The following is a 14160-nucleotide window of genomic DNA, read 5'->3' on the forward strand; positions in this document are numbered from 1 at the left end:
CGCGGTGAAATTCGCGTAAATGCCCGCTGCCTGCCACCGGTGTGCCAGCGCGTGCGTGAAGCACCCGCTTTCAGTACCAGAAGCCCGGCATATGGGTTTCCAAAGGCCTCAGGCCTTTGGTGGGGAGAGTTTGAGAGGGGCGAAGCCCCTCTCAAGATCGCGTGTCGTCTTTAACCCGGCGGGGCATAGGCGGCGGGGGAGAGCGCCTCCGGCCGGCCGGGCAGGGTGAGGCGCGTGGTGCGCGGCGCCGTCTCGGCCACCACCCGGCCACGCCGCACCACCGCCAGCCGGGTGGCGCGCAGGCGGATGGCCTCGACCGGCGTGCGTGCCTCCAGCAGCACGAAATCCGCATGGGCGCCGGGGTGCAGGCCATAGCCCTCCAGCCCCAGGATGCGCGCGGCATCGGTGGTGACGGCGTCGAAGCAGGCGCGCATGGCGTCGAGGCCCGTCATCTGCGCCACATGCAGCCCCATATGGGCGACATCCAGCATGTCCGCCCCGCCCAGCGGATACCACGGGTCCATCACGCAATCCTGGCCGAAGGCGACCGTCAGCCCCGCCGCGCGCAGCTCCGGCACCCGCGTCATGCCGCGCCGCTTCGGATAGGTGTCGTGCCGGCCCTGGAGGGTGATGTTGATGAGGGGATTGGCGATGGCCGCCAGCCCCGCCTCCGCCATCAGCGCGATCAGCTTGGAGACGTAGTAATTGTCCATCGAATGCATCGAGGTCAGGTGCGAGCCTGCCACCCGCCCGTGCAGGCCGAGGCGCTGCGTCTCATACGCCAGTGTCTCGACATGGCGGGAGAGCGGGTCGTCGCTCTCGTCGCAATGCATGTCCACGCGCAGGCCGCGCGCGGCGGCGATCTCGCAGAGCATGCGCACCGAGGTGGCGCCATCGGCCATGCTGCGCTCGAAATGCGGGATGCCGCCGACGACATCCACCCCGGCATCCAGCGCGCGCTCCAGGTTGCGCACGGCGCCCGGCGCGCGCAGATAGCCATCCTGCGGGAAGGCCACCAATTGCAGGTCGAGATAGGGCCGCACCCGCTCCCGCACCTCCAGCAGCGCCTCGACGGCCAGCAGGCGGTCATCGCAGATATCGACATGGCTGCGGATGGCCAGCAGCCCCTGCGCCACGGCCAGGTCGCAATAGCGCAACGCGCGCTCCACCACCGCCGCGCGCGTCAGCAGCGGCTTCAGCTCACCCCAGAGCGCGATGCCCTCCAGCAGCGTGCCGGAGCGGTTGAGGCGCGGCAGGCCGAGGGAGAGGGTGGCATCCATATGGAAATGGCTGTCGACGAAGGGGGGCGAGACCAGCAGCCCGCCGGCCTCGATCACCCACCCGGCGGGGGCGGTGATGCCCGCCTCCACGGCGGCGATGCGGCCACCCTGGCAGGCGATGTCGATGCCCTGCCGGCCATCGGGCAGGCTGGCGTTGCGCAGCAGCAGGTCAAAGGCCAAGTCCGGCTCCCCTCGCGATCCGCGCGGAGCCTGCGGCGGCGGCGGCGGCGTGGCAAGGCGTTTCGGTGGGGGAGCGCCGCGTGGGGCAGGGGGTGGCATGCCGTTTGCTTCGTTTCGGCCATGCCGCGCGAGGCGCGCATGACGAGGGGAGCACCGCCATGTCCGATTCCGAACCCGCCCTGATGCCGGGCGCGGCGCCAATGGGCTGCCATGCCTTGGGCCGCCGCGCGCTGGGTCTTGGCGCGCTGGGGCTGCTGGCCTCGGCCGGGCTGCCTGGCCCCCGCGGCGCGCGGGCGGCGGAGGCGATGAAGGTCGCCGCCATCTTCTCGACGCCGATCGAGGAGCCGTGGGTGACGCAGATCCACCACGCGCTGCTCAAGGCCAAGGCGGAACACGGCATCGACTACACCTGGTCCGAGCATGTGGCCGCCGCCGATTATGGCCGTGTGCTGCGCGAATATGCCGAGAAGGGCGTGCCGCTGATCTTTGGCGATGCCTTCGCCGCCGAGACCGTGGCGCGCCGCGTGGCGCGGCAATATCCGCGCACGGCCTTCGTCTTTGGCTCCGGCCAGGGCCCGGCCAACCCCAATTTCAGCGTCTTTGACAACTGGATTCACGAGCCCGCCTATCTCTCCGGCATGATCGCCGGCAAGCTCACCAAATCCAATGTGGTGGGCGCCGTGGCGGCGATGGACATTCCGGAGGTGGCGCGGCTGGTGAATGCCTTCTTCGCCGGCGCCCGGGAGGTGAACCCGGCGGTGCGCGGCAAGGTCACCTTCATCGGCAGCTTCTTCGACCCGCCGAAGGCGAAGGAGGCGGCGCTGGCGCAGATCGAGGCGGGGGCGGATGTGCTCTTCGCCGAGCGGTTCGGCGTCATCGAGGCGGCGAAGGAGCGCGGCAGGCTGGTCATTTCCAACATGTCCGACCAGTCCGCGCTGGCGCCGGAGACGGTGATCACCGGCCCGGTCTGGGATATGTGGCCGACGGTCGATGTCGCCATCAAGATGGTGAAGGCCGGGGTCTACACGGCGCAGGATCTGGGCAGTTTCTCCTTCATGGCCAAGGGCGGCGCCGATCTCGCCCCGCTGCATGGCTGGGAGCAGAAGCTGCCCGCCGAGGTGAGGGACCTCGTCCTGAAGAAGCGCGAGGCGATTCTGGCGGGTGATTTCCGCGTCCCCGTCATCGAGACCACGCCGCGCTCCGAATAAGCGCGCCGGACGGATGGCGGGTTCCCCGCAGGGAGCATGGGGTGGCCCCGCCACCCCGGCGGGTGCGGCGTGGAGAGGGCTGCGCCCTCTCCACCGCATCCCAGGAGAAGCTTGATGTCCTCCCCTTTGATCGCCCTCCAGGGCATCACGAAGCGCTTCGGCCCTGTCACCGCCTGCGACGGCGTGGACCTGCATGTCGCGGCGGGCGAGGTGCTGGGCCTGCTGGGCGAGAATGGCGCTGGCAAGACCAGCCTGATGAATGTGCTCTTCGGCACCTATGCCGCCGATGCCGGCCGCATCCTGGTGGAGGGCCGCCCGGTGCGCATCCGCAGCGCCGCCGATGCTCTGGCGCTGGGCATCGGCATGGTGCAGCAGCATTTCCAGCTGGTGCCGCGCCACACGGTGCTGGAGAACCTGATGGTCGGCCCGCGCCGGGGCGCCCTGCCGCGCGCGGTGGTGCTGGAGCGGCTGGCCGCCATCGGCCGCGACTATGGCCTGGCGCTGGACCCGGCGGCGCGCGTCGCGGACCTCTCCGTCGGCCAGCAGCAGCGGGTGGAGATCGCCAAGGCGCTGGTGCGCGGCGCCCGGCTGCTGGTGCTGGACGAGCCGACGGCAACGCTGACGCCGGACGAGGCCGCCGGCCTCTTCACCGCGCTGCGGGCGATGCGGGCGCGCGGCCTGGGCGTGATCTTCATCAGCCACAAGCTGGGCGAGGTGCTGGAGATCACCGACCGCATCACCGTGCTGCGGCAGGGCCGGGTGGTGGCGGAGCGTGCCACGGATGGCAGCCTCTCCCGCCGCGAGATCGCCCGGCTGATGTGCGGCGAGGAACCGCGCCCGCCCCGGCGCGAGCCGATGACGCCGGGCCGCCCCCTGCTGGAGCTGCGCGGCGTCTCCGCCCGGCGCGGCGGCGCGGTGCTGCGCGAGGCCTCGCTGGTGCTGCGGGCGGGGGAGATCCTCGGCATCGCCGGGGTCTCCGGCAATGGCCAGCGGGAGCTGGCCGATGTCATCGCCGGGGTGCTGCCGCTGCAGGCCGGCGAGATCCGCGTGGAGGATCAGCCCGTGCCCGTGCCGGAGCCCCGGCGGATGCAGGCGCTGGGCCTCGGCCGCGTGCCGGAGGACCGGCTGGGCACGGGCATGATCGCCAGCCTGCCGCTGGAGGACTGCATGGCCATGCCGCGCATCCGCGAGGCGCCGTTCAGCCGCCACGGGCTGCTGGACCGCCGCGCCATCCGCCGCTTCGCCGAGGCGCAGATGCGGCGTTTCGACATCCGCGCCAGCGGGCCGCAGGCGCGCAGCGGCACGCTCTCCGGCGGCAATCTGCAGAAGGCGCTGCTGGCGCGGGAACTGGCCTGGGACCCGCGCGTGCTGCTGGTGGCGCAGCCGACGCGCGGCATCGATGTGGGGGCGGCGCAGACGGTGCATGAGGCCTTCCTGGCGCTGCGCCGCGCCGGGGGGGCGGTGCTGCTGATCAGCGAGGACCTGGAGGAGATCTTCGCCCTTTCCGACCGCATCGCGGTGATGTCGGGCGGGCGCATCCTGGACATCCTGCCGGCGGCGCAGGCGAGCATCGAGCGGGTTGGCCTGCTGATGGCCGGGCAGAGGGAGGTGGCATGATCGCGCTGCGCCTGGAGCGCCGGATGGAGGGGCGGGGCGCCGCCTCCTGGCTGCAATTCGCCCTGCCGCTGGCGGCGGTGGGGCTGGCGCTGCTGCTCTGCGCCGGGCTGGTGCGGCTGGCCGGGGCGCCGGTCGGCCTGGCCTATGAGCGGCTGCTGCTGAGCGGGCTGGAAAGCGGCTTCGCCCTGCAGGAGACGCTGGTGAAGACGGCGCCGCTGGTGCTGACGGGGCTGGCCGTGGCCGTCGCCTTCCGTGCGCGGTTCTGGAATATCGGGGCCGAGGGGCAGCTGCTGGCCGGGGCCATGGCGGCCGGCTTCATCGGCCAGCGGGCGATCCTGCCGGGGCCGCTGCTGGTGCCGCTGATGCTGGCGGCGGCGGCGGCGGCGGGGGCGGCCTGGGCGCTGCTGCCCGCCCTGCTGCGGGTGCGGCTGAGGGTGGATGACGTGGTGAGCAGCCTGCTGCTCAACGCCATCATGCTCTACGGGCTGATGGCGCTGCTGGGCGGGCCGTGGAAGGACCCGGCGAGCGGCTACCCCAATTCCGCGCCGATCCGGCCGGAGGCGGAACTGCCGGTGCTGCTGGGCAACAGCCTGCATCTGGGGGTGCCGCTGGCGCTGGCGGCGGCGCTGCTGCTGGCCTGGGTGATGGCGCGCACCACGCTGGGCTTCGCGCTGCGCGCCACGGGGGCGGGGGCGGAGGCGGCGCGCTATGCCGGCATCCGCGTCGAGGGCAGCCTGCTGGCCGCCGCGGCGCTGTCCGGCGCGCTGGCCGGGCTGGCCGGGGCGGGGGAGGTGGGGGGCGTGCATTTCCTCGTCACCGCCGAGATCTCGCCGGGCTATGGCTATGCCGGCATCGTCATCGCCACGCTGGCGGAGCTGAGCCCGCTCGGCGTCGTGCCGGCGGCGCTGTTCTTCGCGCTGGTGCTGACGGGGGCGGAGGCGATGGCGCGGGCGACGGGCGTGCCGGTCTATCTGGCGCATGTCATCCAGGGCATGGCGCTGCTCTGCATGGTGTCGCTGCGGCTCTTCGCCAGCTACCGCCTGCGGCTGGAGTGGCGCCGCCATGGCTGACCTGTTTTCTGGCACCCTCTCTGGCCTGGGCGATCTCGGCCTGCTCGATATCGGTTTCCTGGCGGCGCTGCTGCGCATCGCCACGCCGCTGCTGCTCGCCACGCTCGGGGAATTGTTCGCCGAGCGGGCGGGGGTGCTCAATCTCGGCATCGAGGGCACCATGCTGCTCGGCGCCATGCTGGGTTTCACGGTGGGGTATCTGAGCGGCGATCTCTGGCTGGGCGTGCTGGCGGCGGCGCTGGCGGGCGCCGCGGCCGGGCTGCTGATGGCGCTGCTGACGGTGGGGCTGGGCGTCAGCCAGCATGTGGCGGGCATCGGGCTGACCATGCTGGCCACGGGGCTGGCCTTTTTTCTCTACCGGCTGATCTTCGGGCAACCGGCGGTGCCGCCCTCGGTGGTGCCTTTCGCGCCGGTCGCGCTGCCCTGGCTGTCGGAGATGCCGGGGGTGGGTCCGCTGTTCCGGCAGGCCGCGCTCACCTGGCTGGCGCTGCTGGCGGTGCCGGTGGCGGCCTGGGCGCTGTACCGGACGCGCTGGGGGCTGAACCTGCGCACGGTGGGGGAGAACCCGCGCGCCGCCGATGCCGCCGGGGTGGGGGTGGCGGGCCTGCGCACCCAGGCGCTGCTGCTCTCGGGCGCGCTGATGGGGGTGGCGGGGGCCTATCTCTCGCTGGCGCAGTTCAACGCCTTCACCTTCGGGGTGATCTCCGGGCGCGGCTGGGTGTGCATCGCGCTGGTGGTGTTCGGCCATTGGCAGCCCTGGCGCAGCGCGGGGGCGGCGCTGCTCTTCGCCGCGCTGGAGACGCTGCAGCTGCGGCTGCAGGCGAGCAGCCTGCTGCACCTACCTTATGAGGTGCTGCTGATGCTGCCCTTCCTGCTGACCATCGTGGCGATGGCGCTGTTCTCCCGCAATGCGCGGGCACCGGCCGCCCTTCTTCTCCCGTTCCGCAAGGAGGAACGCTAAATCAGCGGGGCAGGGCTGCCTGAAAGTCATTCTGTCTGGCACATGACAGGCTTGAAGTAACCGGCTGGTTGAGTGCGCTGCGGCATGGCAGAAGAGCTTCTGCGCAAGGCAGCAGCGTTCCTCAACGAAAGATGGATGCGCCGGTCATACTGTCCGAAGCCTGAACGCGATTTCATTCCGCTGCCACGCGAATGGTGCCGCTTTCTTGCGAAGCGCCGCCGTCGCGTGTAGTGCGTCGCACAACGGCCCTGATGACCGGGTCCGCGGCGTGGGAAGATCCGGCGTCCCAGCGTCGCGCTCGGTTCTTCCTGTCCCCGGCAGGAGCGGATCGTCCCGGCCAAGAACGTCCATGACTGAACAAGGCTGTTTGCTGAAGGAGCCTTGGGCACGCCGGTGCCCAGGGAATGGGGTTGCGCGCGCGCGGCCCCGCATCGTGATGGGACCGAGAATGAAACACAGGTTGGCAAGCGCAGCGCGGGCGTCGCTATCGCTCGTCCTGCTGCCATGGCTGGCGGGATGTCAGGAAGGCGTGCTGGACCCGAAAGGGCCGATCGGCATGGCCGAGCGTTCCCTCATCCTGACCGCGACGTGGCTCATGCTCCTGGTGGTGGTGCCGGTCATCCTGATGACCCTGGCCTTCGCCTGGCGCTACCGCGCGAGCAACCGCCGCGCCCGCTATGAGCCGAACTGGGATCACTCGGGCAAGATCGAGGCGGTGGTCTGGGCGATTCCCTGCTGCATCATCGCCGTGCTGGCGGTGATCACCTGGAAGTCCACCCACGAGCTGGACCCCTACAAGCGCATCGAGGCCGACGTCCCGCCGATCAATGTCGACGTGGTGGCGCTCGACTGGAAGTGGCTGTTCATCTACCCCGACCTCGGCATCGCCTCGGTCAACGAGATGGCCATGCCGGTCAATACGCCGGTGCATTTCCGCATCACCTCCGGCACGGTGATGAACGCCTTCTTCATCCCGCAGCTCGGCAGCCAGATCTACGCGATGGCCGGCATGGCGACGCAGCTCAGCCTGCTCGCGCATGAGGCCGGCACCTATCGCGGCATGTCGGCCAATTACAGCGGCGCCGGCTTCTCGGACATGAAGTTCAACGCCATCGCCAGCGACCGCGCCGCCTTCGATGCCTGGGTCGAGAAGGTCCGCGCCCAGGGCGCGCCGCTCGACGTGCCGGAATATGAACAATTGTCCAGGCCGACCGAGCGCGCCCCGGTCTCGTATTACAGTCAGGTCAGGCCCGATCTCTTTTCCGCGATCCTGCGCCACAGCGCGCCGGGCGGGATGATGGACCAGCACATGGCCGCCAGCCCCGCGGCGCGGCAGACCGCCATGCGCACGGGCCGCGAGAGCGGCGCGCCCCATGCCGGCCACGGCGCCGCCACGGCCAAGGAATAAGACATGCTCGGAAAGCTCACGCTCTCCGCCATCCCCTACCACGAGCCCATCGTCATGGGCGCGGTGGGCATGATGGCGCTCGGCGCCCTCGCCGTGGTGGCGCTGCTCACCTATTTCAGCCGCTGGCGCTGGCTGTGGTCCGAGTGGCTGACCTCGGTCGACCACAAGAATATCGGCATCATGTACATCATCCTGGCCGCGCTGATGCTGCTGCGCGGCTTCGCCGATGCCATCATGATGCGCACCCAGCTGGCCCTCGCCTCCGGCGGCGGCGCCGGCTACCTGCCGCCTGAGCACTACGACCAGATCTTCACCGCCCACGGCGTCATCATGATCTTCTTCATGGCGATGCCCTTCATCATCGGGCTGATGAACCTGGTGGTGCCGCTGCAGATCGGCGCCCGCGACGTCGCCTTCCCCTTCCTCAACAACCTCAGCTTCTGGCTGACGGCCTCGGGGGCGATCCTGGTCAACATCTCGCTCGGCGTGGGTGAGTTCGCCCGCACCGGCTGGCTGGCCTATCCGCCGCTCTCCGGTCTCGCCTACAGCCCGGGCGTCGGCGTCGATTACTATATCTGGAGCCTGCAGATCTCGGGCCTCGGCACGCTGCTCGCCGGCGTGAACATGATCGTCACGATCCTGCAGATGCGCGCCCCCGGCATGACGCTGTTCCGCATGCCGATCTTCACCTGGACCGCGCTCTGCTCCAACATCCTGATCGTGGCGGCCTTCCCGGTGCTGACGGTGGCGCTCGCCCTGCTCGGCCTGGATCGTTACGTGGGCACGCATTTCTTCACCAACGACGCCGGTGGGAATGCGATGATGTACATCAACCTGATCTGGATCTGGGGCCACCCGGAGGTGTACATCCTGGTGCTGCCGGTCTTCGGCGTCTTCTCCGAGATCGTCTCCACCTTCTCCACCAAGCGCCTCTTCGGCTACCACGCGATGGTGTGGGCGACGGTGTGCATCACCATCCTCTCCTTCATCGTCTGGCTGCACCACTTCTTCACCATGGGCTCGGGCGCCAACGTGAATGCCTTCTTCGGCATCACGACCATGATCATCTCCGTCCCCACGGGCGTGAAGGTGTTCAACTGGCTCTTCACCATGTACCGCGGCCGCGTGCGGATGGAGACGCCGATCCTGTGGACGATCGGCTTCATCGTCACCTTCGTCATCGGCGGCATGACGGGCGTGCTGCTGGCCGTGCCGGGCGCCGACTTCGTCCTGCACAACAGCCTCTTCCTGATCGCCCATTTCCACAACGTCATCATCGGCGGCGTGCTGTGGGGCTGCTTCGCCGGCTTCACCTACTGGTTCCCCAAGGCCACCGGCATCAAGCTGGATGAGCGCCTGGGCCGCTACGCCTTCTGGTGCTGGTTCGTCGGCTTCTACCTGGCCTTCATGCCGCTCTATGTCCTCGGCTTCATGGGCATGACGCGCCGCCTGAACCACTCCGACAACCCGCTCTGGCAGCCCTACCTCTACGTGGCCGCCATCGGCGCCCTCGTCATCCTCTGCGGCATCGTCTTCCAGGTGCTGCAGGTGCTCGTCAGCATCCGCGACCGCGAGAAGAACCGCGACCTCACGGGCGACCCCTGGGGCGGCCGCACGCTGGAATGGGCCATGGCCTCGCCGCCGCCCTTCTACAACTTCTCCGAGACGCCCCGCGTCACCGATATCGATGCCTATTGGGATATGAAGGCCAAGGGCCTCAAGCCGAGGACCGAGGGCTTCGCCCCCATCCACATGCCGAGCAACACGCCGACCGGCGTGGTCGTCGGTGGCTTCAGCATCGTGCTCGGCTTCGCGCTGGTCTGGCACATCTGGTGGATGGTCGGGCTCGGCCTGGCCGGCATGGTCCTCTCGGCCATCATCCATTCCTGGTTCGACCACCACGGCTATGAGGTGCCCGCCGACGTGGTGGCCCGCACCGAGGCCGAGAATGCCCGGCGCGCCGCCGCCGGCACCGCGATGCAGGAGGCCTGAGCATGTCCGCCCATCTCTTCGAGGCGCCGGGCGGCATCGTCGCCCCGCAGGCCGAGGCCCACGCGGCCGCGGCCGAGCACCATGATGCCGGGCAGATGGTCTCGCTCGGCTTCTGGATCTACCTGATGAGCGACTGCATCCTCTTCGCGGGGATCTTCGCCACCTATGCCGTGCTCTCCCACGCGACGGCCGGCGGCCCGACCAGCCACGAGCTGTTCGAGCTGCCCTATGTCCTGGCCGAGACCATGATCCTGCTGGCCAGCAGCGTGACCTATGGCATGGGCATGCTGGCCGCCGTGGCGCAGAAGCGCGGCAAGGCCCTGGCCTGGCTGGCGCTCACCGGCCTGCTCGGCCTGTCCTTCATCGTGATGGAGCTCAACGAGTTCCACCACATGATCGCCGCGGGCGCGGGGCCGGACCGCAGCGCCTTCCTCTCCGCCTTCTTCACCCTGGTGGGCACGCACGGCCTGCACGTCTCGGCCGGCCTGCTCTGGCTGGTGGTGCTGATGTCGCAGGTGGCGGTGAAGGGCCTGACCGAGACCAACCTGACGCGCCTGAGCTGCCTCAGCATGTTCTGGCACTTCCTGGACATCATCTGGATCGGTGTCTTCACGATCGTCTATCTGATGGGAGTTGTCTGAGATGGGGGCCTCCCGCCAACCGGCCCACGGGCCGGACCATGCCGCCCATGCCCATGGCAATGCCCATGGGGATGCTCTGGGCTATATGCGGGGCCTGCTCTGGTCCCTGGTGCTGACCATCCTGCCCTTCATGCTGGTGATGGGCGGCTGGCTGCCGCGCGCTGTGACGATCCCGCTGATCCTGGCGATCGGCGTCGCGCAGATGGCCGTTCACCTCGTCTACTTCCTGCACCTGCGCAGCGAGCCGGGCGAGCGCTGGAACGTGGTCGCCTTCGTCTTCACCGCCATCGTGGTGGGGATCCTGGTGGTCGGCTCGCTCTGGATCATGCACAACATGGACAGCAACATGATGGGCATGTGAGGCCGGCGCCTCACGCCTGAACAGGAAAGGGCAGCGGCACCGCGAGGCGCCGCTGCCCTTTTCGCATTCCAGGGGCAGGGGTTCAGGGGGGGGCGGGAAGGGGCGGCAGGCAGGTGCCGAAGAGGCCGCGCAGGGTGACGCGGCGGCGCAGCACATCCTCCAGCGTGTAGCGGTCCAGCACCGCGAGGAAGGCCTGGACGGCCTCGCCCAGCACCTGCGGCAAGGTGCAGGCCGGCGCGATCAGGCAATTCGCGCAATCGACCAGGGCGAAACTCTCCTCCGTATGGCGGACCACCTCGCCGAGGCGGATCTCCGCGGCCGGGCGGCCGAGGCGCAGGCCGCCCTTGCGGCCGCGCTGCGTGGCGAGGAAACCAGCCTGGCCAAGATCCTGCACCACCTTCATCAGGTGGTTCTTGGAAATGCCGTAGGTGCTGGCGATTTCCGTAATGGAGGAGAGCCCGCCATCCTCCCGCGTGCCGACGAAAATCAGCACTCGCAGGGCATAGTCCGTATAGCGTGTGAGCTGCATCCGTGATCCATGGGCCCGTCTCGCCCTTTGGCCAGGACGTTATGCCCCGTGCCAGGACGCGGCAAGGCAAAGGTGCCGGATGGATGCATCCATCCGGCGATATTTGTCATAAATCTGATTGGGCGTCTTTTGAAGGGAAGCAAGCAAGCGTTCTTTTTTGAAAAAAAGAACCAAAAAACTTCTGTCCGTTGGCGGCCCGCCTGGACGGGAGACGGCGGCAGCCTGGAAAAAAATCACTCGGGGAGGTCCATTCCGGGCAACAGTTCTTCCGGGGTTGGCAGGGCCTCGGCCAGGGCGGCGGGCAGCGCCTCGGGCAGGAGCAGACGGTATTCAGCAACGCCGATCGGGCTGTTGACGCTGCGCAGCGTGTATTCGACCACCACCCGGTTCCGCTCACGGCAGAGGATGAGGCCGATGCTCGGGTTATCCCCCGGCTCCCGCTCCCGCTCGTCCAGGGCGGTCAGGTAGAAATTCATCTTGCCCGCATGCTCGGGCTGGAAGGCGCCGATCTTCAGATCCACCGCCACCAGGCAGCGCAGGCGGCGATGGTAGAAAAGCAGGTCCACGAACCAGTCCTGCCCACCAATGTCCAGCTTGTGCTGGCTGCCGATGAAGGCGAAGCCCTTGCCCATCTCCAGCAGCAGGTCCTTCACCCGCCCGACCAGGGCGCGCTCCAGTTCCCGCTCCCGCACCTCCGGCGGCAAAGCCAGAAAATCAAACTGATACGGGTCTTTCAGGATCTGCTGCGCGAGGTCGGAGGCGCCCGGCGGCAGGGCGCGGCTGAAATTGGTGACGGCATGGCCCTGGCGCTCGCGCAGGCGGGTCTGGATCTGGGTGGCCAGCACGGCGCGGCTCCAGCCATGCTCCAGCGTGGCCTCGGCATACCAGAGCCGGTCCGCGGGGTCCTTCAGCTTGGTCAGCAGCTCGATATTCTGCCCCCAGGGCAATCGTCCAACGACCCGTTGGACCAGCCCCGGCTCCGGCCAGGCCTCGGCGAAGGCGCGCATATAGAGCAGGTTGGCGCGGGAAAAGCCCTGCATGCCCGGGAATTCCGCGCGCAGGTCGGTGGAGAGCCGGTCCACCACCCGCGCCCCCCAGCCATGGCGTTCCTGCCGCTCCAGGATCTCGCGGCCGATGCGCCAATAGAGGCCGATCAGCTCGCTGTTCACGGCCAGGGCCGTGCGCAGCCGTGCCTCGCGGATCTCGGATTTGAGCGCGGCGAGCCAGTCGCCGTAGCCCTCGGGCAAGCGGGAGGTGGGAAGGCTCATGGCCCCTTCCTAGGCGGAATGCCCGGACTGAAAAAGTTTTTTGGTTCTTTTTTTCAAAAAAGAACGTCCTCTTTTCCCTCTCCCCCCGGCACGGTGTAGAGAACACCCACAACAGAAAAGCGGAGGATAACGTGTTCCGATCCACCCTTCTGGCCGGGGCCATGATGATGTGCCTGTCTTCCCTGCCCGCGCATTCCCAGACGCGGCGCGATGATTTCTTCTGGCTGGGCGAGATCAACAAGGCCAGCGCCGTCATCAACACGAGCGAGGGCCTGCTGGACCCGGCCCGGGCGCCGCGCATCGCCGCCGGGCTGCAGGCCGTGCTGGACCAGGGCAACAGGCCCGACGGCAAGCGCCCCACCCTGGTCATCACCTTCGAGCCGCTGCTGATCGAGGCCGCGGGGGTGGAGGCGACGCTGCTGCACGCCGGCCGCTCCAGCCAGGACATGCTGGCGACCGTGCGCGCGGCCATGCTGCGCGAGGGGCTGCTGGCCCTGGCCACGCAGCTGCACGGCATGGCGGTGACGCTCGTCGCCCTGGCGGAGGCGCATGCCGGCACCATCGTCCCCAACTACACCAATGGCGTGGCGGCACAGCCCAACAGCTATGGCCATGCCCTGCTCGGCCATGCCGCCGGCTTCCTGCGCGATGCGGAGCGGCTGCAACAGGCCTATGCCCGCCTTGACCGCTCGCCCATGGGCACGACGGTGCTGAACGGCACGAGCTGGCCGCTCAACCGCGAACGCATGGCGCGCTACCTGGGCTTCCCCGCCACGGTCGAGAATGCCTATGACGCGGCGCAGATCCTGGCGGCGGAAATGCCGGTGGAGGTGGGCGCCGTCGTCACCGCGCTGGCGCTGCATGTCGGCGCCTTCGTCGAGGATGTGATGACGCAGTACGCCCAGCCGCGCCCCTGGATCCTGCTGCGCGAGGGGGGCGGCAACACCTATGTCTCCAGCGCCATGCCGCAGAAGCGCAACCCCGGCCTGCTGAACGACACGCGCGCCGAGGCTTCGCGCGTCATCACCCTGGGCGTCGGCCGCGTCATCCAGCAGCACAACATCACCCCCGGCATGAGCGACACCAAGGGTGCCGGCGACAATGCCGCGCTGATCGCCGGCGCCGTGCGCATGCTGGCCTCCTTCGACCGCGTGCTGAAGGCGCTGGTCATCAACCCCGAGCGCGCGCTGGAGGAGCTGAACAGCGACTGGACGGCCTCGCAGGAGGTGGCGGATGTGCTGATGCGGCAATACCGCCTGCCCTTCCGCGTCGGCCATCACTTCGCCTCGGAGATCGTCAGCTACGCCAAGGAACACGATATCCGCCCCGCCGACTTCCCCTATGCCGAGGCGCAGCGCATCTATACCGAGACGCTGCGGCATGAGATGGGGGTGCAGGATGGCCGCCTGCCGCTGAGCGAGGCGGAGTTTCGCGCGACGCTCGACCCCATCGCCATCATCCGCAACCGCGCGACGGCGGGCGGCCCGCAGCCGACGGAAATGGCGCGCATGCTGCACAATGCGAAGCAGCGGCTGGAGGCCGATGCCCAGTGGATCGCCGCCAGCCGCGCGCGGATCGACGGCGCCCTGGCCGAGCTGGACCGCGACTTCGCCGCCCTGCTGCCGCCGCGCTGAGGCCGATGCGG

12 protein-coding genes are annotated in these 14160 nt (G+C 69.1%); 9 read left to right on the plus strand and 3 right to left on the minus strand.

Annotated elements, in window-relative coordinates; all coding sequences use genetic code 11:
- Positions 1-170: 170 nt before the first annotated feature.
- Positions 171-1460, minus strand: coding sequence for an amidohydrolase family protein (locus NON00_RS06060; protein ID WP_256018530.1), 1290 nt, complete (start codon positions 1458-1460; stop codon positions 171-173).
- Between the two features lie 158 nt (positions 1461-1618).
- Between NON00_RS06060 and NON00_RS06065 the strand changes: the two genes are divergently transcribed.
- The 8 genes from NON00_RS06065 to cyoD all read left to right on the plus strand — a co-directional run bounded on the left by NON00_RS06065 (position 1619) and on the right by cyoD (position 10718).
- Positions 1619-2668: a BMP family protein gene (locus NON00_RS06065; RefSeq protein ID WP_256018532.1), complete on the plus strand. Its 1050-nt coding sequence runs from the start codon at positions 1619-1621 to the stop codon at positions 2666-2668.
- Positions 2669-2782: 114 nt separating this feature from the next.
- Positions 2783-4285 (plus strand): ABC transporter ATP-binding protein, encoded by a 1503-nt coding sequence (locus NON00_RS06070; protein WP_256018535.1) that lies wholly within the window; start codon positions 2783-2785, stop codon positions 4283-4285.
- Positions 4282-5355 (plus strand): ABC transporter permease, encoded by a 1074-nt coding sequence (locus NON00_RS06075; RefSeq protein ID WP_256018538.1) that lies wholly within the window; start codon positions 4282-4284, stop codon positions 5353-5355. Before NON00_RS06070 ends, NON00_RS06075 begins: the two co-directional genes overlap by 4 nt.
- Complete coding sequence (locus tag NON00_RS06080) at positions 5348-6316, plus strand: ABC transporter permease (protein ID WP_256018540.1); 969 nt, start codon at positions 5348-5350, stop codon at positions 6314-6316. Before NON00_RS06075 ends, NON00_RS06080 begins: the two co-directional genes overlap by 8 nt.
- Before the next feature lie 448 nt (positions 6317-6764).
- Positions 6765-7724, plus strand: a complete 960-nt coding sequence (gene cyoA / locus NON00_RS06085; RefSeq protein WP_256018543.1) for a ubiquinol oxidase subunit II — start codon at positions 6765-6767, stop codon at positions 7722-7724.
- A 3-nt stretch (positions 7725-7727) separates the two neighbouring features.
- A complete protein-coding gene (gene cyoB / locus NON00_RS06090; RefSeq protein ID WP_256018546.1) occupies positions 7728-9716 on the plus strand; it encodes a cytochrome o ubiquinol oxidase subunit I in 1989 nt (662 codons plus the stop codon).
- A 2-nt stretch (positions 9717-9718) separates the two neighbouring features.
- A complete protein-coding gene (gene cyoC, locus NON00_RS06095; RefSeq protein WP_370688679.1) occupies positions 9719-10357 on the plus strand; it encodes a cytochrome o ubiquinol oxidase subunit III in 639 nt (212 codons plus the stop codon).
- Between the two features lies 1 nt (position 10358).
- The gene (gene cyoD, locus NON00_RS06100) at positions 10359-10718 is read left to right on the plus strand and encodes a cytochrome o ubiquinol oxidase subunit IV (protein ID WP_256018549.1); all 360 of its coding nucleotides are present in this window, start codon (positions 10359-10361) and stop codon (positions 10716-10718) included.
- Between the two features lie 82 nt (positions 10719-10800).
- On the opposite strand, the gene NON00_RS06105 is transcribed toward cyoD, so the two are convergent.
- Together NON00_RS06105 and NON00_RS06110 are read right to left on the minus strand one after the other, a co-directional pair.
- Positions 10801-11247 carry an Rrf2 family transcriptional regulator gene (locus NON00_RS06105; RefSeq protein WP_256018552.1) on the minus strand — a complete coding sequence of 149 codons (447 nt, stop codon included), beginning with the start codon at positions 11245-11247 and terminating at the stop codon, positions 10801-10803.
- A gap of 233 nt (positions 11248-11480) precedes the next feature.
- On the minus strand, positions 11481-12515 hold the full coding sequence (locus tag NON00_RS06110) for a YhcG family protein (protein ID WP_256018555.1): 1035 nt from the start codon (positions 12513-12515) through the stop codon (positions 11481-11483).
- A 131-nt stretch (positions 12516-12646) separates the two neighbouring features.
- Here NON00_RS06110 and NON00_RS06115 point away from each other — a divergent pair, with 131 nt between their 5' ends.
- Positions 12647-14149, plus strand: a complete 1503-nt coding sequence (locus tag NON00_RS06115; RefSeq protein WP_256018558.1) for a lyase family protein — start codon at positions 12647-12649, stop codon at positions 14147-14149.
- Positions 14150-14160 lie beyond the last annotated feature (11 nt).

Origin of the sequence: Roseomonas sp. GC11, from assembly GCF_024437745.1 — a bacterium.
Classification (GTDB): Bacteria; Pseudomonadota; Alphaproteobacteria; order Acetobacterales; family Acetobacteraceae; genus Pseudoroseomonas.

What these genes read in the sequence shown, in the direction of transcription:
- cyoB (WP_256018546.1), top strand. Translation starts at nt 7,728, where the DNA reads ATGCTCGGAAAGCTCACGCTCTCCGCCATCCCCTACCACGAGCCCATC.
- cyoC (WP_370688679.1), top strand. Translation starts at nt 9,719, where the DNA reads ATGTCCGCCCATCTCTTCGAGGCGCCGGGCGGCATCGTCGCCCCGCAG.
- NON00_RS06105 (WP_256018552.1), bottom strand. Translation starts at nt 11,247, where the DNA reads ATGCAGCTCACACGCTATACGGACTATGCCCTGCGAGTGCTGATTTTC.
- cyoD (WP_256018549.1), top strand. Translation starts at nt 10,359, where the DNA reads ATGGGGGCCTCCCGCCAACCGGCCCACGGGCCGGACCATGCCGCCCAT.
- NON00_RS06110 (WP_256018555.1), bottom strand. Translation starts at nt 12,515, where the DNA reads ATGAGCCTTCCCACCTCCCGCTTGCCCGAGGGCTACGGCGACTGGCTC.
- NON00_RS06070 (WP_256018535.1), top strand. Translation starts at nt 2,783, where the DNA reads ATGTCCTCCCCTTTGATCGCCCTCCAGGGCATCACGAAGCGCTTCGGC.
- NON00_RS06065 (WP_256018532.1), top strand. Translation starts at nt 1,619, where the DNA reads ATGTCCGATTCCGAACCCGCCCTGATGCCGGGCGCGGCGCCAATGGGC.
- NON00_RS06080 (WP_256018540.1), top strand. Translation starts at nt 5,348, where the DNA reads ATGGCTGACCTGTTTTCTGGCACCCTCTCTGGCCTGGGCGATCTCGGC.
- NON00_RS06075 (WP_256018538.1), top strand. Translation starts at nt 4,282, where the DNA reads ATGATCGCGCTGCGCCTGGAGCGCCGGATGGAGGGGCGGGGCGCCGCC.
- cyoA (WP_256018543.1), top strand. Translation starts at nt 6,765, where the DNA reads ATGAAACACAGGTTGGCAAGCGCAGCGCGGGCGTCGCTATCGCTCGTC.